The organism is Agrococcus sp. Marseille-P2731, from assembly GCF_900117395.1.
Lineage (GTDB): Bacteria > Actinomycetota > Actinomycetes > Actinomycetales > Microbacteriaceae > Agrococcus.
Map to the genome: position 1 here is coordinate 797,374 of NZ_FPEG01000003.1, position 19,116 is coordinate 816,489.

21 protein-coding genes are annotated in these 19,116 nt (G+C 73.1%); 7 read left to right on the top strand and 14 right to left on the bottom strand.

The window, feature by feature from the left end:
• The first annotated feature begins 15 nt into the window (after nt 1-15).
• Both BQ6202_RS11950 and BQ6202_RS11955 read left to right on the top strand, forming a co-directional pair.
• On the top strand, nt 16-552 hold the full coding sequence (locus BQ6202_RS11950) for a MarR family winged helix-turn-helix transcriptional regulator (protein ID WP_072314641.1): 537 nt from the start codon (nt 16-18) through the stop codon (nt 550-552).
• A 37-nt stretch (nt 553-589) separates the two neighbouring features.
• The gene (locus tag BQ6202_RS11955) at nt 590-1,153 is read left to right on the top strand and encodes a MarR family winged helix-turn-helix transcriptional regulator (protein WP_143143725.1); all 564 of its coding nucleotides are present in this window, start codon (nt 590-592) and stop codon (nt 1,151-1,153) included.
• On the opposite strand, the gene BQ6202_RS11960 is transcribed toward BQ6202_RS11955, so the two are convergent.
• The 9 genes from BQ6202_RS11960 to idi are packed head-to-tail and all read right to left on the bottom strand — an operon-like array spanning nt 1,150 to nt 8,876.
• Nucleotides 1,150-1,581: a pyrimidine dimer DNA glycosylase/endonuclease V gene (locus BQ6202_RS11960; RefSeq protein WP_072314642.1), complete on the bottom strand. Its 432-nt coding sequence runs from the start codon at nt 1,579-1,581 to the stop codon at nt 1,150-1,152. The two genes, BQ6202_RS11955 and BQ6202_RS11960, sit on opposite strands and share 4 nt — an antisense overlap.
• Nucleotides 1,578-3,137, bottom strand: a complete 1,560-nt coding sequence (locus BQ6202_RS11965; RefSeq protein WP_072315155.1) for an SDR family oxidoreductase — start codon at nt 3,135-3,137, stop codon at nt 1,578-1,580. Before BQ6202_RS11965 ends, BQ6202_RS11960 begins: the two co-directional genes overlap by 4 nt.
• A 14-nt stretch (nt 3,138-3,151) precedes the next feature.
• Nucleotides 3,152-4,084, bottom strand: a complete 933-nt coding sequence (locus BQ6202_RS11970) for a prenyltransferase (protein ID WP_083587254.1) — start codon at nt 4,082-4,084, stop codon at nt 3,152-3,154.
• A complete protein-coding gene (locus BQ6202_RS11975) occupies nt 4,077-4,436 on the bottom strand; it encodes a lycopene cyclase domain-containing protein (RefSeq protein WP_072314643.1) in 360 nt (119 codons plus the stop codon). Before BQ6202_RS11975 ends, BQ6202_RS11970 begins: the two co-directional genes overlap by 8 nt.
• Nucleotides 4,433-4,789 carry a lycopene cyclase domain-containing protein gene (locus BQ6202_RS11980; RefSeq protein WP_072314644.1) on the bottom strand — a complete coding sequence of 119 codons (357 nt, stop codon included), beginning with the start codon at nt 4,787-4,789 and terminating at the stop codon, nt 4,433-4,435. Before BQ6202_RS11980 ends, BQ6202_RS11975 begins: the two co-directional genes overlap by 4 nt.
• A gap of 13 nt (nt 4,790-4,802) precedes the next feature.
• Nucleotides 4,803-6,374, bottom strand: a complete 1,572-nt coding sequence (gene crtI / locus BQ6202_RS15025) for a phytoene desaturase family protein (RefSeq protein ID WP_072314645.1) — start codon at nt 6,372-6,374, stop codon at nt 4,803-4,805.
• Entirely contained in the window at nt 6,371-7,300 is a 930-nt protein-coding gene (locus BQ6202_RS15030) for a phytoene/squalene synthase family protein (protein ID WP_072314646.1), read from the bottom strand. The genes crtI and BQ6202_RS15030 overlap by 4 nt, the downstream gene beginning before the upstream one ends.
• Nucleotides 7,297-8,316, bottom strand: a complete 1,020-nt coding sequence (locus tag BQ6202_RS11995) for a polyprenyl synthetase family protein (protein ID WP_072314647.1) — start codon at nt 8,314-8,316, stop codon at nt 7,297-7,299. Before BQ6202_RS11995 ends, BQ6202_RS15030 begins: the two co-directional genes overlap by 4 nt.
• Nucleotides 8,313-8,876 (bottom strand): isopentenyl-diphosphate Delta-isomerase, encoded by a 564-nt coding sequence (gene idi / locus BQ6202_RS12000; RefSeq protein WP_072314648.1) that lies wholly within the window; start codon nt 8,874-8,876, stop codon nt 8,313-8,315. The genes BQ6202_RS11995 and idi overlap by 4 nt, the downstream gene beginning before the upstream one ends.
• A gap of 59 nt (nt 8,877-8,935) precedes the next feature.
• On the opposite strand from idi, the gene BQ6202_RS15240 reads away from it, so the two are divergent.
• Nucleotides 8,936-9,475, top strand: coding sequence for a MarR family winged helix-turn-helix transcriptional regulator (locus tag BQ6202_RS15240; RefSeq protein ID WP_083587255.1), 540 nt, complete (start codon nt 8,936-8,938; stop codon nt 9,473-9,475).
• A gap of 82 nt (nt 9,476-9,557) precedes the next feature.
• On the opposite strand, the gene BQ6202_RS12010 is transcribed toward BQ6202_RS15240, so the two are convergent.
• Nucleotides 9,558-10,985: an ATP-dependent DNA helicase gene (locus tag BQ6202_RS12010; RefSeq protein WP_072314649.1), complete on the bottom strand. Its 1,428-nt coding sequence runs from the start codon at nt 10,983-10,985 to the stop codon at nt 9,558-9,560.
• Between the two features lie 170 nt (nt 10,986-11,155).
• Here BQ6202_RS12010 and BQ6202_RS12015 point away from each other — a divergent pair, with 170 nt between their 5' ends.
• Together BQ6202_RS12015 and BQ6202_RS12020 are read left to right on the top strand one after the other, a co-directional pair.
• Nucleotides 11,156-11,965: a class II glutamine amidotransferase gene (locus BQ6202_RS12015; protein WP_072314650.1), complete on the top strand. Its 810-nt coding sequence runs from the start codon at nt 11,156-11,158 to the stop codon at nt 11,963-11,965.
• Nucleotides 11,966-11,970: 5 nt separating this feature from the next.
• Nucleotides 11,971-13,263 carry an aminoglycoside phosphotransferase family protein gene (locus BQ6202_RS12020; RefSeq protein WP_072314651.1) on the top strand — a complete coding sequence of 431 codons (1,293 nt, stop codon included), beginning with the start codon at nt 11,971-11,973 and terminating at the stop codon, nt 13,261-13,263.
• Here BQ6202_RS12020 and BQ6202_RS12025 read toward each other — a convergent pair.
• The 4 genes from BQ6202_RS12025 to BQ6202_RS12040 form a co-directional block, all read right to left on the bottom strand.
• A complete protein-coding gene (locus tag BQ6202_RS12025) occupies nt 13,250-13,468 on the bottom strand; it encodes a DUF3618 domain-containing protein (protein ID WP_072314652.1) in 219 nt (72 codons plus the stop codon). The two genes, BQ6202_RS12020 and BQ6202_RS12025, sit on opposite strands and share 14 nt — an antisense overlap.
• Nucleotides 13,465-13,965, bottom strand: coding sequence for a phage holin family protein (locus BQ6202_RS12030; RefSeq protein ID WP_072314653.1), 501 nt, complete (start codon nt 13,963-13,965; stop codon nt 13,465-13,467). The genes BQ6202_RS12025 and BQ6202_RS12030 overlap by 4 nt, the downstream gene beginning before the upstream one ends.
• Nucleotides 13,965-14,270 (bottom strand): hypothetical protein, encoded by a 306-nt coding sequence (locus BQ6202_RS12035; protein ID WP_072314654.1) that lies wholly within the window; start codon nt 14,268-14,270, stop codon nt 13,965-13,967. Before BQ6202_RS12035 ends, BQ6202_RS12030 begins: the two co-directional genes overlap by 1 nt.
• 109 nt (nt 14,271-14,379) lie before the next feature.
• The gene (locus BQ6202_RS12040) at nt 14,380-16,320 is read right to left on the bottom strand and encodes a M13 family metallopeptidase (RefSeq protein ID WP_072314655.1); all 1,941 of its coding nucleotides are present in this window, start codon (nt 16,318-16,320) and stop codon (nt 14,380-14,382) included.
• Nucleotides 16,321-16,370: 50 nt separating this feature from the next.
• Here BQ6202_RS12040 and BQ6202_RS12045 point away from each other — a divergent pair, with 50 nt between their 5' ends.
• Both BQ6202_RS12045 and BQ6202_RS12050 read left to right on the top strand, forming a co-directional pair.
• The gene (locus BQ6202_RS12045) at nt 16,371-17,681 is read left to right on the top strand and encodes an MATE family efflux transporter (RefSeq protein WP_072315158.1); all 1,311 of its coding nucleotides are present in this window, start codon (nt 16,371-16,373) and stop codon (nt 17,679-17,681) included.
• A 158-nt stretch (nt 17,682-17,839) separates the two neighbouring features.
• Nucleotides 17,840-19,099 carry a serine hydrolase domain-containing protein gene (locus BQ6202_RS12050; protein WP_072314656.1) on the top strand — a complete coding sequence of 420 codons (1,260 nt, stop codon included), beginning with the start codon at nt 17,840-17,842 and terminating at the stop codon, nt 19,097-19,099.
• Nucleotides 19,100-19,116: the final 17 nt, after the last annotated feature.

Sequence of the window (19,116 nt, forward strand, 5' to 3'; positions counted from 1 at the left end):
AACTACACTGCAAGCATGCAGCGCGACGCAGTGGCGACCATGATCGACCAGTGGGCCCGCGAGCGCCCCGACCTCGACGCATCCCCCGTCGCCGTCATCGGGCGCCTCAGCCGCGTCGCGCAGCACGTCAGCGGAGAGCTCGCCGCGCTCTACCGACGCTTCGGCCTCAGCGAGGGCGAGTTCGACATCATCGCGACCCTGCGCCGCACGGGTGCGCCCCACGCGCTCGCGCCGTCGGCGCTCGCCGGCGCGACGATGGTGACGAAGGGCGCGGTCTCCAAGCGCCTCGATTCGCTCGAGGCCAAGGGCCTCGTCGAGCGTGCGGCCGACGAGCTCGACGGACGCGGCCGCATCGTGCGCCTGACGGATGCGGGGCGGCGGCTCATCGACGAGGCCATGCCCGCGCACCTCGAGAACGAGCGGCGCATCCTCGCACCCCTGCCCGAGGGCGACCGGCGCGAGCTCGAGCGCATCCTCACGACGTGGGCGCTGCACCTCGAGGCGGGGACGGGCGCGACTGCCGCCAGCGCTTCCCACAGCGACGATCGTTAGACAGAGCAACTATGAGCCGGCGCGCTAGCATGGCGACGTGCCGCTGACCGCCGACGACGCCCAAGGCGATCACGACGGCCGCGCGATGCTCGACCCGCGCCGCCTCGGCGCATCCGCCCCCCTCGTGCGCGAGCGCGGGCTCGCTGATGCCGAGGTCGACGAGATCGTCGAGCTCTTCCACGCGCTGCGTCGTTGGCACCGCACCTCGGAGGCGCACAGCGAGGCGGGACGGCGCTTCATGCAGCTCGGCGAGAACGACATGCGCGCCGTGCGCTACGTCATGGCGCTCGGCCGCGAGGGCGCCATCGTCACCTCGACGATGATCGCCGCGCACCTGGGCATCTCCGGCCCCTCGGTCACGAAGATGCTCGACCGGCTCTCGGCCGCCGGCCACATCGAGCGGCTGCCGCACCCGACCGACCGCCGCGCGCTCTCGATCGTCGTGACGGACGCCACGCGCAGCTCGGCGAGCAGCACGGTCGGCACCGACCACAGCCGCAGGTTCGAGGTGGCGGCCTCGCTCACCTCAGAGGAGCGCCGCGCCGCGACCCGCTTCCTGAGCGCGCTGGCCGACCTGCCGGTCATCGAGCACGAACGCTAGGGCCGCTCCCAGCTCGCGAGCGGGCCGCGCTCGACCACGAAGAGCGGATGCACGACGGGCTCGAGCGGCACGGTCGCGTCAGGGCTGCGCACCGCGAGCTTCGCGCGCAGGTGCGCGAGCTCGAAGGACAGCTGGCCATCGGTGACCGGGATGCGCTGCACGGCACCGAGGGCCGCGCGCCCCGCGCTGTCGATGCGCTCGCGGTCGAAGCGGTAGCCGCGCGCGGCCGCGGCATCCGCGATGACCTCGAGGTAGGCGCCGATCGCGCGCACGGGATCGGCTTGCTCGCGGAACCGCTCGAGCTGCGGATGCCGCGTGTAGCCGCGCGTGCGGCCGGCGAGCACCGCCTGCGCGAGCAGCGCCTCGCGCCATGCGGCCGTCAGCCCCTGGCGATCGAGCATCTCGGGGTGCAGCGACCACAGCCTCATCGAGCGGGGTCCTCCGCGGGATCGCCGGACGGGGTCGATGCGGCATCCTCGGCGGCCGCGACGATGCGGCTCGCCATCACCTCGAAGATGACCTGATGCGCGGGCACGAGCGACCACCAGTAGAGCCGGCCCGAGAGCCCGCTCGGCAGGAAGATCGCGCGCTGCCGATAGCGGCTGCCACCCTCGGTCGGCTCGACGCTGAACTCGATCCAGGCGCGGCCGGGCACCTTCATCTCTGCGCGCAGCCGCAGCAGGCGGCCGCGATCCAGCCGCTCGACCCGCCAGAAGTCGACGACGTCGCCCTCTCGCAGCCGATCGGGGTCGCGCCGGCCGCGGCGCAGCCCGACGCCGCCCACCAGGCGGTCGGCGAGGCCGCGGATGCTCCACAGCAGCGGCACGGAGTACCAGCCGCGATCACCGCCGACGGCCTCGATGACCCGCCAGACCGCCTCGGGAGGCGCGTGCGTCGTCCGCTCCCGCGCATCGTCGAGCACCGTGGAGCCCGACCAGCTCGGGTCGCTCGGCAGCGGATCCGAGGGGGCACCGGCCGACGAGGCCGAGCGCCAGCTCGACTCGATGTCGCCCGACCGCTCGCGCGCGATCGCCAGTCGCACGGCCTGCCGATAGCCGGTGAGGCCACCCTCGGGCGGCGGGATGAGCGCGTCGATGCGCCGCTCGGTGACCACGCAGTCGTGCAGCAGCGAGCCGATGAGCGGCATCGCGATGGCGCGAGGCACGGGCGTCACGAGGTTGACCCACTGCGACGCGAGCCACGGCGTCAGCACCGGCAGCGGCGCGATCGGCCGCTGCGGGAGCCCGGCCTCGACCGCGTAGCCGTTCATGACCTGGCCGTAGCGCAGCACGTCGGGCCCGCCGATGTCGTACGCGCCATGCACCTCACCCGGCAGCGACGCCGTCGCCACCAGGTAGTGCAGCACGTCGCGCACCGCGATCGGCTGCACGAAGTTGCGAACCCAGCGCGGCGCCGGCATGTAGGGCAGCACCTCGGTGAGGTGGCGGATCATCTCGAACGACGCGGAGCCCGAGCCGATGACGATGCCCGCCTGCAGCACGATGGTCGGCACGCCCGAGGCGAGCAGCGCATCCCCCACCGCGACCCTCGAGGCGAGGTGCTTCGAGAGGTGCTCGCCCTGCGGGTGCAGGCCGGAGAGGTAGACGATGCGCTGCACGCCCGCCGCCTTCGCGCCGGCGGCCACGTTGCGGGCCTGCTCGAGCTCGGCGGCCGCGAAGTCGCCGCCCGCGCTCATCGCGTGCACGAGGTGGAAGACGACGTCGATGCCCTCCATGGCGCGACGCGTGTCGCTCGCGACCTCGAGGTCGCCGCGCACGACCTCCACCGCATCCGCCCACGACGCACCGCGCAGCCGGCCGGGATCGCGCGCCAGCACGCGCACCCGGTGCCCGGCCTCGACCAGGCGCGGCGCGAGCCTGCCGCCGACGTAGCCGGTGGCGCCGGTGACGAGCACGCGCCTGCCGCCCGCGGTGCCGCTATCGCTCGTCGGGCCCGTGCCGGCCGCGTCGCTCGTGTCGCTCATGTCGTGCTCCTCGCTCATCGGACGCCCAGGGCCCAGGCGATGCAGATCATCGTCACCAGGAAGCCGCAGCCGTAGTTCACCCACAGGAAGCGACGCCACCCGCGGTTCGCGTCGGCGCTGTCGGCGTCGCTCACCGAGCGGAACGGGAGCGCGAGCAACAGGTAGGGCACGGCGACGAGCGCCGCGAGCGAGGCCGGCCACGGCGCGAGCAGCATCAGGGGGCCGGCAGCCAGCCAGAGGCCGAGGGCAAGCCGGACCGTCGCCCTCGCACCCAGCGCCGTCGCGATCGAGGCGATGCCGCCCTCGCGGTCGGGCACGACATCCTGCACGGCGCCGAAGGCGTGACTGGCCATGCCCCAGCAGAAGAACGCGACGAGGATCGCGATGAGCTGCGGCGTCCACTCGGCGCCCGCGAGCACGAGGCCGTAGACCGCCGGGCTGACGAAGTGGGTGCTCGAGGTGATCGAGTCGAGCACCGGCACCTCCTTGAACCGCAGTCCCCGTGCCGAGTAGGCGATGACCGCGAAGAGGCTCACGGCCAGCACTGCCCACGAGGCGGGGCCGCCGAGCACGACGAGCGCCACCACGAAGGGCAGGCACAGCAGCGCCGACCACCACAGCGTCGCCGCATGCGTGGAGGGCGGCAGCAGCGCGCCCTCGATGCCGCCCTTGCGGGGGTTCTGAGCATCGGATGCGTAGTCGAAGACGTCGTTGATGCCGTACATCGCGAGGTTGTACGGCACGAGGAAGAAGAGGGTGCCGATGACGAGGCGGGCGTCGATCGCGCCCGTCGTCAGCAGCATCGCGGCCGCGAAGGGGAAGGCCGTGTTGATCCAGCTCACGGGGCGGGAGGCCAGCAGCAGGCGGCCCGCGAGACCGCGGTCGCGCGCGGCCTCGGCGCCGGGCGCGCGCACGCCGACGCCGTCTTGCCCGGTGGTCTCACGCATCCCTCTGCCCCCTCGCGCCGCGCTCGTCGGAGCGCGGCTGCGCTGCCAGTCTGCCCGCCCGTGACCTGGCCGGCCACAGCCGCCAGGTGGCGGCCGCGATGAGCACCGCGATGAGGGCGTAGCCGAGATCCTCGATCGGCGCCAGGCCGATGCGCACGCCCAGCAGCAGCGCATCGTCGAAGCGGAAGAGGTCGGCGGCGATCATGAGCGAGTCGAACACCACGGTGAGCAGCAGCACCGCGGCGGCGGCGAGCGCGACGGCAGCCCAGCCGCGGCGGTCGCGCCGCAGCGCCCAGGCGGCGAGACCGACCGCGATGAGGAGCGCGGGCGCGAGCAGCAGCGCGTACATCATCGGCGCGGCGCCCCGCTGCCGGCCCGGGCGCCGCGTCCGGCGCGCGCCGCGAGCGCCCGCTCTGCCGCGCAGAGCGCGACGATCGAGACGTAGGCGAGGAAGGTCACGAAGGCGAGCTCCTCGATCGGCAGGTGCGGCAGCACCTCGAAGCCCGTCATCCAGGGCGACTCGCCCAGCCGGAAGTTGCCGGTGGCGATGCCGCCCAGGTCGATCAGCAGCATGGCGAGCGCGGTGATGACGACGGTCGCGACCGCCCGCGGCGCGTCGCGGAAGAGCGCGAGCCGCCACCGCGCGTCGATCGCGCCGACGCCGAGCGCGGCGAGCAGCAGGGCTCCGAGGTAGGCCAGGGTCACCGGGGCTCCCTGGTCATCGGGCGGGCGTGCGATCCAGCGGCTGCAGCGGGCCGATGCTGCGATCGCCGCGCACGTGCTTGACGACCAGCTCGGCCGAGATGAGGCACATCGGCACGCCGATCCCCGGTACGGTGGTGGCGCCGGCGAGCAGCAGGTCGCGCACGCTCGCGTGCTTCGTCGAGCCGCGCAGGAACGCGCTCTGCCGCAGGGTGTGGGCGGGGCCGAGCGCCGTGCCGCGCCACGAGTCGAAGTCGGCGGCGAAGTCGGCAGGCCCGATCGTCCGGCGCGTGACGACGCGCGACGCGAGACCGTCGATCCCCGCCCAGTCGCCGATCTGCGCGATGGCGCGATCGGCGATCGCCTCGACCGCCGCGTCGCCGGCGCCGTCGATGCCGCCGTGCCCGAGGCGGGTGTCGGCGGGCACGGGCACGAGCACGAACAGCGCCTCGTGGCCGGCGGGCGCGACCGATGGGTCGGTGGCGGAGGTGCGGCTGACGTAGAGCGAGGCGGGGTCGGTGACGCCGTCGGCCGGCTCGGCAGCCTCTGCGCCGAAGATGCGGCCGAAGCCCTCCTCCCAGTCGCGCGTGAACAGCAGCGTGTGATGGGCGAGCTGCGGCAGCTCACCCTCGACGCCGAGCATGACGAGCACGGCGGATGGGCCGGCCACGCTGCGCGCCCAGCGCTTGCGCGCGCGCTCGGCGACGCCCGGGACGTGCGCGAGCAGGCGCGTGTCGGTGGCGTGGCCGTCGGCAGCCGAGACCACGATGTCGGCGACGATGCGCTCGCCGCCGGCCAGCTCGACGCCGCGGGCGGCGCCGTCGGCGACGAGGATGCGCTGCACCGCGGTGCCGGTGCGCACCTCGACGCCCGCGCGCACTGCCAGCTGCGCCAGCGCATCCACCACCCGCGTGAATCCCCCCTGCGGGTACCAGACCCCCTCGACGAGGTCGAAGTGGCTCATCAGGTGGTACATCGAGGGCGCAGAGCGCGGTTCGGTGCCGAGGAAGACCGCCGGGTAGCCGAGCGCCTGGCGCAGGCGCCGATCGGTGAAGGAGCGATCGACCCGCCGCTCGAGCGACTCGACGAGCAGGCGGCCGAGGCGCGGCAGGCGAGCGCCGAGGCCGAGCCCGGCGAAGGCCCGCAGCGAGTCGAAGCGGTTCGACAGCAGGGAGGCGGTGGCGAGCTCTGCCGTCTCGGTCGCCGAGGCGAGGTAGCGGCGCAGCGCCGCACCGGCACCCGGCTCGATCGCCTCGAAGCGCGCGATCGTGGTCTCGAGGTCACCGGAGACCTCGAGCGCCTCGGTCTCGCCCTCGTAGAGCACGCGGTAGGCGGGGTCGAGCCGCACGACGTCGACCTCGTCCTCGAGCCGCGAGCCGAGCAGCCGGAAGGCGTGCTCGTAGGGCTCGCGCATCAGCATCCACGAGGGGCCGGTGTCGAACGTGAAGTCGCCGGAGCGCCAGGCGCCCGCGCGCCCGCCGAGCTCCTCGCGCTGCTCGACGAGCGTCACCTCGTGCCCGTCGCGGGCGAGCAGGCCGGCGCTCGCGATCCCCGCGACGCCGCCGCCGATGACGACGATGCGGCTCATCGCGCGGGCTCCGCGTCGGCTGCGCGATGGCGGAGCGAGCGCTGCCGATCCGGTCGCGTGCGGCTGAGCCCTGCGCCGAGCGCTGCTCGCGCCACGATCGCCGCCTTCTGCGCGGGCGGCACGCTGATGCGGCGGGTGGGCAGCACCGCCGCGGGGGTGGCGCGGATGCGGCGGGCCAGGGCCGCGAAGATGTCGTGCGCCGCGATCACGGCCGGCCTCGCACCGCGCGGCAGCAGCGCGACGGTGCTGCGGGCGATGCGCAGCTCGCCCTCGAGCCTGTCCAGCACGTGCCCGACCGCCTCGTCGGTCGGCGCGGCAGGGTCGACGCCGGGCAGGTAGGCGCGGCCGAGCCCGGCGGAGTCGGCGCCGAGGTCGCGGAGGAAGTTGACGATCTGGAACGCGCTGCCGAGCGCACGAGCGCCGCGGGCCACCCGTCGCGCCTCGGCGTCGGGCAGGCGCTCGCCGCCGAGGAAGCAGCGCACGCACATGATGCCGACGACCTCGGCCGAGCCGTAGACGTAGGTGCGCAGCTCGCGCTCGTCGGCGAACGCGACCGGGTCGAGGTCGCGCCGCATGGCGGCGAAGAACGGCGCCGTCTGGCCGGTCGTGATGCCGACCCGGCGCGCGGTCTCGGCGAAGGCGTGCACGACCAGGTCGGCGCTGAAGCCGCTCTCGAGCGCGCGCTCCACCTCGCGCTCGAGCTCGTCGAGCACCCGGCGACAGCCCGCGGGGTCGAGCCCCGACTCGGCACCCGGCCCGTCGACGATCTCGTCGGCGACGCGCACGAGGGCGTAGACGGTCTCGATGTCGCCGCGCATCTGCGGCGGCAGCAGGCGGCTCGCGAGCCCGAAGGACGAGGAGTAGGCGCTGATGACCGCGCCGCTCGCCCGGCGCGCGGTCGCGGTGTAGAGCTCGAGCCCCGTCACCGCGCGCGCTCCGCGCAGCGGGAGAGGATGTCGAGCAGGTCGTCGCGCAGGCGCTGCTCGACGGGCGCTGCAGCGATCAGCTCTCGCACCCTTGCGCAGCCGTCGGCGATGCGCTGCTCGACGGCGGCGAGGGCGCCACTGCCGCGCATGACGGCGCGCACGCGAGAGGCGGCTCCGGCGTCGGCCGTCGGATCGCCGTAGTGCTGCGCGACAGATGCCCACGCCGGGTCGCGACGGGCGAGCGCCGAGAGCAGGGTGGGAGCGCCCGCGCGGATGTCGCTCAGCGCGCTCTTGCCCGTGACCGCCTCGTCGCCGAAGACGCCGAGCATGTCGTCGCGCAGCTGGTAGACGACGCCGAGCCGCAGGCCGATCTCGCCGAGCGCCTCGACCGCCGCGTCCTCGCGCCCGCCCAGCAGCGCGCCGATCTCGAGCGGAGCGCGGAAGGAGTAGTCGGCGGTCTTGTCCTCCAGGATCCGCGTGATGACCGCCTCCTCCGGCGCGCTGCCGGCCAGCAGCACGTCGTCGTGCTCGCCCTCGGCGGCGTGCACCATCGAGCGCTCGACCACGTCGAGCAGTCGGATGCGCGTGGCCGCGGGCACGTCGATGCGGCCGAGCGCGGCGAGGGCGCGCACGAGCAGCGCGTCGCCCGCGACGATCGCCGTCGTGAGCCCCAGGCGCCTGGCGGAGGCGGAATCGAGGCCCGCAGCCACCGCCGTGCTCGTCGCCGCGTGGGCGACGGTGGGCTCCCCGCGGCGCTCGGCGTCCGCGTCGATGACGTCGTCGTGCACGAGCAGCGCCGCGTGCAGCAGCTCGATGGCGGCTGCCGCGGTGACGACCGCATCGCGATCGACGGCATCACCCGCGGCGATGAGCACGAGGCGCGGGCGCAGCAGCTTGCCGCCGCCGACGGCACCGGCGGCAGCCGCCTGCACCGGATGCGGGCGCGTGGGGGCCGCGAGCGCCGCGATCCTGCGCTCGACGTCGGCGAGCATCGTCTCCGCGCCGACGACGGTCATGCGGCACCGGCGAGGAGCGGCAGCTGCTCTGCCTGGAGCACGAGCCACGGGCTGAATGCCCAGGGGGTCGCGCGGACGCCCGCGAGCAGGCGCTCGGGCTCCACCCACTGCCACTCGACGGTCTCGTCGGGGTCGGGGCGCAGCTCGCCGTCGACGCGGGCGATGTAGACAGGGCAGCGCTCGTGCTCGACGATGCCGCTCGCATCGACCGCGCGGTACTCGAAGTCGGGCAGGGCGAGCTCGAGCGCGGTGATGTCGACACCGAGCTCCTGGCGCACGCGCCGCTGCACCGCGGTCTCCATGTGCTCGCCGGGCGCCGGGTGGCCGCAGCACGCGTTGGTCCAAACGCCGGGCCACGCGCGCTTGCCGAGCGCGCGACGCGTGACGAGCATCCGCCCCTCGTCGTCGAGCAGGTGGCAGGAGAAGGCGAGGTGGAACGGCGTCGCGTCGGTGTGCACGTCGGCCTTCGGGGCCGTGCCGATCGGCGAGCCGCCCTCATCGAGCAGCACCACGAGCTCGACGTCCGTCACCGGCTCGGGCGCTTCCCGCGTCGTCGTCATGAGCACAGCGTAGCAATACTTAGACAGTGCAACTATCAGTTTAGGAATAGAATGACCGCATGACGGAACCGCTGGGCACTCCTGACGAGCGTGCTGTCGTCGATCCCCGCAACCACCCCATGGCTGCGGATGCGATGCGCGAGCTGGGGCTCGCGGATGCCGACGTCGACGAGATCGTCGACATGTTCGAGGCGCTGCGAGCGTGGCGCAAGGCCGCAGACGAGGAGCAGGAGCAGAGCCGTCGCCTCATGGGCCTCGGCGAGAACGACATGCGGGCGCTGCGGTTCCTGATGGCGTCCAGCCACGGCGACGGCGTCATCACCTCGACGATGCTCGCCGAGCACCTGGGCCTCCAGGGCTCGTCGGTGACGAAGATGCTCGACCGCCTCGAGCGCGCCGGCCACGTGCGCCGCAAGCCGCACCCGACCGATCGCCGCGCGCTCTCGATCGTCGTGACGCCCGCGACCGCCGCGAGCGCCACCGAGGGCGTCGGCGCCGCGCACCTGCGGCGCTTCCGCGTTGCGGCCACCATGCCGAGCACCGACCGCCGCGCCGTGACGCGCTTCCTCACCGAGATCACCGCCCGCACCGGCCTCTGAGCCTGGCCCGCCCACGGTGCCGCGCTCCACGTGCGGCGCACTGGCCGCGCCGCCTGCGGAGCCGCGCAGACCGCGGACCGGGTCAGAACGGCGTCGGACCGCCGGGGGCGAAGCCCGCGTCGACGCGATCGCGCGCGTCGTCCTCGGCGGCGGACTCGGCGGGAGCGTCGTGCGCGGCAGGGGTCGTCGCGCGAGGGCCCCCGGATGCGTCGCGCAGGTCGTCGCGCGCGGCGCGCGCGGCATCGCGCTCCCGCACCTCGTGGATGAAGCGGCGCACCCGCTGATCGACGATGATGTCGCGCGGCTGCAGCGGCCGCGAGAGGTAGAGCCCCTCGAGCGACGTGAGCCGCGAGAGCGCCACGTAGGTCTGCCCGGGCGCGAAGGCCCGCGAGCCGAGGTCGACGATCGCGCGGTCGAAGGTCTTGCCCTGCGACTTGTGGATGGTGACCGCCCACGCGAGCCGCAGCGGGAACTGCGTGAACTCGGCCACGACATCCCGCTTGATCTCCTTCGTGGTCGGCGAGTAGGAGTAGCGGAACTGCTCCCACACCGCCGGCTCGACCTCGTGCTGCTCGCCGTCGACCTCGACCCAGACGGTGCCGCCGATGTCGACGACCTTGCCGAGCGAGCCGTTCACCCAGCGCCCCGCCGAGTCGTTGCGCAGGAACATCACCTGCGCCCCGATCTTGAGCTGCAGCTCGGCGTCGGCCGGGTACTGCCTCCCACCGAAGTCGCCAGAGACCTCCGCGACCGCGGTCTTCGACCTGCCGGCCAGCCGGGCGAGCTCGCGCGAGTTGATGCGCGTGACGGTGTCGTTGCGCGTCGCGAGGGTCAGCACGTCGTCGCCGGGCGGCGTGCGAGCGCCGGCGTCGTTGAGCAGCTGGGCGATCTCGGCCGTGACCGTGCCGTGCCGCACGGCGTTGAGCGCCTGCTTGAACTCCAGGTCGCTCTGACGATGGATGTGCACGAGCTCGACCACCTCGAGCGGCTCGTCGCGCCACACCCGGGCGTCGAAGAACCACATCGACTCGTAGTGGTCGCCGAAGTAGGCGCGCTCCTCGGCATCGCCGGGCACCGGAGCCAGCTGGTACGGATCGCCGAACATGACGACCTGCACGCCGCCGAAGGGCACCGAGCGCACGCCGCGAGCCTGCCGCAGCGAGCGGTCGATGGCGTCCATGAGGTCGGCGTTGACCATCGAGATCTCGTCGATCACCAGCAAGTCGAGCTTGCCGAGCATGCGCTTGAGCTCGGCGCTCTGCCGCAGCGGTGCGTCGGCGATGACACCGAGCGGCAGCTTCAGCAGCGAGTGGATCGTCTGCCCGCCGACGTTGAGCGCCGCGACGCCGGTGGGCGCGCAGACGATGATCTGCTTCCTCGAGCTCTGGGTCAGGTGCCGCAGCAGCGTCGACTTGCCCGTGCCCGCGCGGCCGGTGATGAAGAGGTGCCCGTCGCCGTGCTCGATGCGCTCATAGATCGCCAGCTGCTCCTCGGTCAGCACGACGGTCATCCCACCATCCTCGCGCACGCCCGGCACCGTAGCCGGGAGCCGGCGCGCGCGTCCGCGCAAGCGGAGGGGCTGTGGATGCGCGGCGAGCGTCTGTGACCGAGTGTGACGACGGATACGCCGGGCCCTTGACGGATGCGAGAGGATGGAGCCAGGAACGGAGGACCGCCCCCATGTGTCGACTGCTCGCGCACGTCTCACCGACACCTGCCACGACGCAGGAGGTCATAGGGAGCGCGTCCTGCGCGGAGTGGCAGCGGCTGGGCCGCCTGCACACCGACGGCTGGGGAACGGCGTGGCTCGACGGTGACCAGGTGCGCCGCTATCGCGATGCTGCCCGCGGCCTCGACAGCGCCGACCTCACCGACGCGCTCGTCGACACCCCGACGCGCGCCCGCCTCACGCACCTGCGGCTCGCGACCGAGGGGCTCGCGACCCGCGTCGCGAACACGCACCCGTTCCGCGTCGGCGAGATCGTGCTGGCCCAGAACGGCTCGGTCACCCCGATCTCGCGCCTGCGCGAGAAGGTGACGGATGCGGAGCTCGCGCGCGTGGGCGGCGAGACCGACACGGCGATGGTCTTCGCGCTCATCCTGCGCCGCCACGAGGCGGGCGAGCCCCTCTTCGACGCCGTGACGACCACGGTGACCGAGCTGCGGCGCGACTTCCCCGCTGCAGCCCTCAACCTGCTGGTGCTCTCGCCCGACGAGCTGATCGCGACGCACGCGAACCAGGGCGCACCGATCCCGCACGACCTCTTCGAGGAGTCGGGGCTCGGCGACGACCTGCCCGCCGACCACGTCGACCACTACTACCAGCTGTCGTGGCGGCGTGCAGAGGACGGCGCCATCGCGGTCACGTCGAGCGGACTCACGGGCGACGGCTGGAACCGCATGGCCCCCGAGACCGCGGTGCGGATCGACCTCGCCTCGCTCGAGGTGTCGCGCCGCGAGCTGCACGAGCACGTCGCGCTCTCAGCCTGATCGCCGTGGGCGGCGCTCCGAACGACCACGTCGCCCTCATCGTCGGCGGCCGCGTGCTCGCCGACGCCAGCGGCCGCTTGCCGGCGCTCCCTCCGCTCGCACCCCACGCGCACCGCACCGAGCGTCCGCTCACCGAGGTGCTCTCGCTCGTCGACGGCGAGCTGCTCCTCGCCCCGACCGCCGAGCTCGCCGACGGGAGCCTGCTGCACTTCGTCGGCCTGCGGGGTCCGTCGGGCGACAGCGGCTCTGCCAGCGAGCACCGCAGCGCTCCGGGTGACCTCGCCGAACCGGAGCACGCGGCGGCCGTGGGGCGCACCATCGCCGAGCTCGCGCCCGGGGACGCTCCTGCGCTTCGCCCCGCGTGGTTCGCGCCGGGCTGGTTCGACCTCGTCGAGGCCTGGATCGACGCGGTGCTCGCACCGCTCGGCCGCCGGCGCATCGCGCCGGTGGAGCCGCATCAGCTGCGCAGCATCTCGGCCGTGCTGCGCGTGCCGACCGACGCCGGCGTGCTGTGGTGCAAGGCGCCGTTCCGGCACTTCCGCGACGAGGCGCGCATCCACCGCGAGGTCGCGCGGCTGCTGCCGGCGCTCGTGCCAGCGCTCGTCGCCGTCGAGGTCTCGGAAGGATGGCTGCTGATGGAGCCCATGGCGGGCGCCGAGGAGGAGACGCAGGCCGAGGGCATCGCCACCGAGGCCGCATCGCAGTGGGCGGCGGCGCAGCTGGCGACCGTCGAGCACGTGCCGTCGCTGCTGGCTGCGGGCCTCGAGCACCGCGGGCTCGAGGCCACGATCGGCGACTTCGAGCTGCTGCTGTCCTCGAGCTCCGAGCTCGCCCTGCTCACCGCCGACGAGCTGACCGCTGCGCGCACCGCAGCCGTGCGTGCGCTGACGCTCACCCGCGAGCTCTGGTCGGCGGGCATCCCCGAGGCGCTCTGCCACGGCGACCTGCACCTCGGCAACGTCGCCTGGGACGGCGACTCCCTGCGCGTGTTCGACTGGACCGACGGCTGCATCAGCCACCCGTTCCTCGACGGCGCGCACCTCGTGCGCGCCCTCGATGGCGAGGACGCTGCGATCGCGCGCGACGCCTACGCGTCCGTCTGGCGCGCGGCGCACCCGGCGGTCGTCGTCGGGCGGATGCTCGAGATCGCACCGCTCGTCGACCTCGTCTTCCAGACCGTCACCTTCGAGCGGATCGCCCGCGCGACGGAGGCGCAGTCCGCGTGGGAGCTGGGCGGCATCGTCGCGCGCAACCTGCGGCAGCTGCCGCAGGCCGTCGCTGCCGTCAGCGGCGGCTGAAGAGCGCCAGCGCGATGCCTCCGACGATCAGCACGGCGACACCCGCGGCCGCCGCGATCCACGGCGTCGGGTCCTCGTTGTAGGAGTCCTGCGCCTTGCCGACCGCACGGTCGGCGACCTTCTTGGGGTTGACGCGCTCCTCGAGCTGGTTCAGGTGCTCGCGCAGCTCTTCGCGCTTGCGGTCGACCTCTCGCTGTTCGGTCATCGCTGCACTCCGTTGCTGTGAGATCCGGTGGTGTCGGTGCGGCTCGCCGTTGGGCCAGTCGCGCCGAGGCCGCCCGCGGGGATGTCGTCGAGCGGGTCGCTGCCGTCGGCGGCGTGGCCGAGGCCCCGCACCATGTTGACGTCGTCCTTGATGGAGTCGACCGCTTCGAGGTTGTTGAAGTCCTTGTTCTTCTTGATCGACGAGAGCCCGGCGAGCGCCAGGATCGCGACGAGCAGCAGCAGCACGCCCGAGACGATCAGCGCCGAGAGCCACGGCGCGAAGGCCTCGTTCAGGCCCTGGTAGCCCGCGTAGATGAGCCAGCTGAGCAGGAACACGCCCAGCACGCCGGCGACCGCGAGCAGTGCGCCGCCGACGCCGAGGCCCTTCGCCTTGCCGGCGATCTCGGTCTTCAGGTTGTCGATCTCAGCCTTGACGAGCTCGACCATGAGCTTGGGGGTCTCTGCGAGCAGGTCTCCCAGCGACTTGCGCTGCACCATCAGACGTCCTCGGGGCGCGCCACGTCAGTGCCGTGACCGCCGCGACGCGAGCCCTTGCTCTTGCCCTTGGTGCGGTGCGTGACCTTGCCGATCGCGTCGCTCGCGGCATCCGTCGCCGTCTCGACGAGCTTGGGGCCCTGGGTGCCCACGAAGTGCTGCACCTCGTGCCGCTGCTTCGTGACCGTCGGGGAGTTCCAGACCTTGTCCGCTGCTCCGGCGATCTGCTCGTAGCGCTGTCGGCCGGCCTTCGCGCCGAGCACGTAGCCCGCGCCCAGTCCGACCACGAAGAGGATCCTGCCGCGCATGTTCACTCCTGCCGTTCGTGTGCCAGCGATGCTGGCGTTGGTCTGCCCCCACGATACCCAGCGCATCCCTGGACGCGCTCACAGTCTTCGCGCCTCTCGCGCAGCGGCGTCACCAGATCGTGACGCGGGCCTCAGGATCGAGCCACAGGCCGTCGCCGGCCTGCACGTCGAAGGCCTCGACGAAGGCGTCGAGGTTCTTCACCACCTGGTTCGTGCGGTGCTCGTTGGGCGAGTGCGGGTCGATCGAGACCAGGCGCACGGCCTCCTCCGGGCGGATCTTCATCTGCCAGGCGTAGGCCCACGACAGGAAGAAGCGCTGCGCGCCCGTCAGACCGTCGATCACCGGCGGCTCCTCGCCGCCGAGGGAGCGCAGGTAGGCGCGCCAGGCGATGCCGAGGCCGCCCAGGTCGCCGATGTTCTCGCCGATCGTGAGGGCACCGTTGACGCGGTGGCCCGGCGCCGCGACCGGCTCCAGGGCGTCGTACTGCGCGATGAGCGAGGCGGTGCGCTGCTCGAACGCGGCGCGGTCCGCATCCGTCCACCAGTCGATGAGGCGCCCGTCGCCGTCGTACTTCGAGCCCTGGTCGTCGAAGCCGTGCCCGATCTCGTGTCCGATGACCGCGCCGATGCCGCCGAAGTTGGCCGCCGCATCCCGACCCGCGTCGAAGAACGGGGGCTGGAGGATGGCCGCCGGGAAGACGATCTCGTTGAAGCCCGGGTTGTAGTAGGCGTTGACCGTCTGCGGGTTCATGAACCACTCGTCGCGGTCGATCGGCTTGCCGATCTTGGAGAGCTCGCGGTCGTGCTCGAAGCGCGTCGCCGCCTGCACGTTGGTGACCAGGTCGTCGCCGATCTCGAGCGAGCCGTAGTCCTTCCAGCGGCGCGGGAAGCCGATCTTCGGCGTGAACTTGTCGAGCTTCTCGAAGGCGCGCTGCCGCGTCTCCTCGCCCATCCACTCGAGCGTCGCCATGGAGGCCCGGTAGGCCTCGACGAGGTGCTCGATGAGGACGTCCATGGCCGCCTCGGCCTCCGGCGGGTAGTGCCGCTCGACGTAGATCTTGCCGACGGCGTCGCCGAGCATGCCCTCGACGAGGGAGATGCCGCGCTTCCAGCGCTCGCGCTGCTCCGTCGCTCCCGTGAGCACGGTGCCGTAGAAGTCGAACTGGTCGCGCGAGATCTGCGTGGTCAGGTAGCTGGCGTAGGAGCGCAGGATGCCGATGCGCAGCCACGAGCGCCACTCGTCGATGCGCTCGTCGACGAGCATCGTCTCGAGCCCGTCGAAGAAGCTGGGCTGGCGCACCACGGCCTCCGCGTAGATGCCGGCGGGCGCGTCGATGGCCTCGAGCCACGGGCGCAGGCGCGGGTGCTCGTCGATCAGGCGCTGCAGGTTGTAGGTCTTCTCGTCGTCGCGGCTCTGCACGTTGTCCCAGTGGTGGGTCGCGAGCTCGGTCTCGAGCGCGAACACGACCGCCGCCTCCGACTCGGCGCCCTCGGCGCCGAGGTGGCCGAACATCGTCTGCAGGTGCTCGAGGTAGGCGGCGCGGATCTCGGCGAACGACTCCTCGCGGTAGTACGACTCGTCGGGCATGCCGATACCGCCCTGGGTGACGTGGACGAGGTAGCGGGACGGGTCCCCCGGGTCGGTGTCGACCCACTGGCCGGCGAGCGCGGGGCCGCCGATCGACTCGAGCTCGCCGAGCAGCGTCAGCAGGCCGTCGATGTCCGTGACGCGCTCGGCGCGCTCCAGCAGTGGGCGGATCGGCTCGATGCCCTTCGCGTTCGCCGCGTCCTCGTCGAGGAACGAGGCGTAGAGGTCGCCGACCTTGCGGGCGTCGGTGCCGGGCTCTGCATCCTGCATCTCGATGACGATCTCTCGCACGGCCTCCTCTGCCGCTTCGGCGAGCACCGCGAAGGAGCCCCAGCGGGCCTTGTCGGCGGGGATCTCCGTGCGCTCGAGCCAGCGGGAGTGCACGTGGAGGAACAGGTCGTCCTGAGGACGGATCGCGTCGTCGAAGTCGTCGACGGGCAGGCCGGAGGGCAGAGTCGTCATGCTCCTCAGCCTACGGCCGGTGCTCTGATCGGTAGCGTGGGGCGGTGCGGATGCAGCCCAGCGAGCGGGATCGCGAGATCCTGCGCCTCGCCGTGCCCGCGCTCGGCGCGCTCGTGGCGGAGCCGGCGTTCCTGCTCGTCGACACCGCGCTCGTCGGGCACCTCGGCGCCGAGCAGCTCGCCGGCGTCGGCATCGGCGTCGCCGTGCTTTCGACCGCTGTCGGCCTGCTGATCTTCCTCGCCTACGGCACGACGCCGGCTGTCGCGCGGCTGCTCGGCGCCGGCGACCGACCGGCGGCGATCCGCGCGGGCATCGACGGCATCTGGCTCGCGATCGTCGCAGGCGCGGCGCTGCTGCTGGCGACCCCGCTCGCGCATCCGCTCGTCGCCCTCTTCGGCGCCGCCTCCGCCGTCACCGAGCACGCCGCGGTCTACCTCGGCATCTCGATCCTCGGCCTGCCGGCGATGCTCATCGTGCTCGCCGCGACGGGCCTCATGCGCGGCCTGCAGGACACGCGCACGCCGCTCGTCGTCGCCACGATCGGCTTCGGCGCGAACGCCGCGCTCAACGTGCTCCTCATCTACGGCCTCGGGCTCGGCGTGGCCGGCAGCGCGCTCGGCACCGTCATCGCGCAGTGGGGCATGGCGGCCTTCTTCCTGTGGTTCGCGGTGCGCGAGGCGCGGCGGCAGGGCGTGCCGCTCGGCATCCGCTGGGCCGACCTGGGCCGCACGGCGTCCACGGGTGGCTGGCTCTTCGTGCGCACGCTCTCGCTGCGCGTCGCGCTGCTCGCGACGACCGCCGTCGCGACGCAGGCCGGGACGACGACGCTCGCTGCCACGCAGATCGCCTTCACGCTCTTCTCGACCCTCGCCTTCGCGCTCGACGCGCTCGCGATCGCCGGGCAGGCGATGGTCGGCAGATCCCTAGGCGCGGGCGACGTGGGCGAGGTGCGCGCGGTGACGCGGCGGCTGCAGGTCTGGGGCGTGGGGTTCGGATGCGTCGTGGGCGCGGCGCTCCTCGCCGTCGCCTGGGTGCTCGGGCGGGTGTTCACCACCGATGCGGCCGTGCTCGAGGCGCTGCCGGTCGCGCTGGTGCTGCTGGCGCTCGCGCAGCCGATCGCGGGCTTCGTCTTCGTGCTCGACGGCGTGCTGATCGGTGCCGGCGACGTGCGCTACCTCGCCTGGACGGGCATCGTGAACCTGCTCGTCTACCTGCCGCTCCTGCTGCTCGCGCTCGTGCCGGGGTGGGGCGAGCTCGCCGTCATCTGGGCGGCGTTCTCGTTCGCCTACCTCGGCGCGCGGGCGGTCACGCTGGGGCTGCGCGCGCGCAGCGACGCGTGGATGCGGGTCGGCCGCAGCTGACGCGCGCCTCCGCCGACCGACCGAGGCGATCTCCCTCCGATGAGGGATGCGCCGCCCAGCGCGCCCTGCCAGCGTTGAGGCGTCGGCGCGGTGCAGCCCAACGGGGCAGTGCCCGGACTCCGGTCCATCGCACGACGTCGCGAAGAGGAGCTGAGCACATGCGCACATCGAAGCTGCTGATCACTGCCGGGGCGGTCGCTGCCGTCACGGCCCTCACGGGCGCGAGCCTCGCGCCATCGGGCGAACCCGCCGCGGTGCCCGACGACACCGCGCTGCACGAGCAGCTGTGGTCGTCGCCCGCGATCGATTCGCTGCGCTCGGCCGAGCCCGAGGGCACGCAGCAGCGGCCCGGGCAGGCACCGGAGCAGCCGCAGGACCCGTACGCGCAGATCGAGGCGGCGCTCGACGAGGTCGTCGCGGCCGGCGCGGTCGGAGCGGTGGCTCGCGTCGAGACCGCCGACGGTGCGTGGTCGGATGCGGCGGGCACGAGGGCGCTCGACCGTCGCCCGCCGGTGCTCGACCACAGCGGGTTCCGCGCCGCGAGCAACACCAAGATGATGATCGCCGCGCTCGTCCTGCAGGAGGTCGAGGCCGGCACCTGGAGCCTCGACACCCCGATCGGCGAGGTCGTGCCCGGCATCTTCCCCGAGCACCCGGGCGTCACCCTCCGCCAGCTGCTGAGCCACACCGGCGGCACCCCCAACGGCACCGTCGAGCTGCTGCTCGCGAACATGCAGGACCCGACCTCGATCGACGAGCTCGTCGCGGTGCTCGGCGACCGCTACCCCGACGAGGAGCACGTCGCCGCCGCGAACGCCGGCGCGTGGACGCCCGCGGGCGAGTACGCCTACTCGAACGCCGCCTACGTGGCGCTCGGCGTCGCGCTCGAGGAGGCGACCGGCGAGAGCGTCGCCGACCTGCTCGAGGAGCGCATCTTCGACCCTCTGGGGCTGCGCCAGACCAGCTACCCAGATGAGCCGGGCCTGCGCGGCAACGCCATGCAGGAGGCGATGTGGGACGGCCAGCGCTGGCACGACCTGCAGCACTTCGACCCGACGTTCTTCTCGCACGCCGGCGCGCTCGTGACCACCACGCGCGACCTGTCGGCCTTCACGGAGGCGCTCATCACCGGTGAGGTGGTGTCGCAGGAGTCGCTGGCCGAGATGATCGCGCCCGTGACCGAGGCGACCGGCTACGGCCTCGGCATCTACCGGGTGCCGGACCCGTGCGTGCCGGGCGAGTTCCTCTACGGCCACGACGGCGGCGCGATGGGCACGGTGAGCGTCGCCTACACCTCGGCCGACGGCTCGCGCCAGGTGACTTTCGCCATCACGGGCATGGATCGCTCCGGCAGCCCCGAGCCGCTGTACGACCTCAACGCGGTGCTGCTGCCGATGCTCGCGGCCAGCTGCGGCTGACCCCCGCCGGCGGGCGG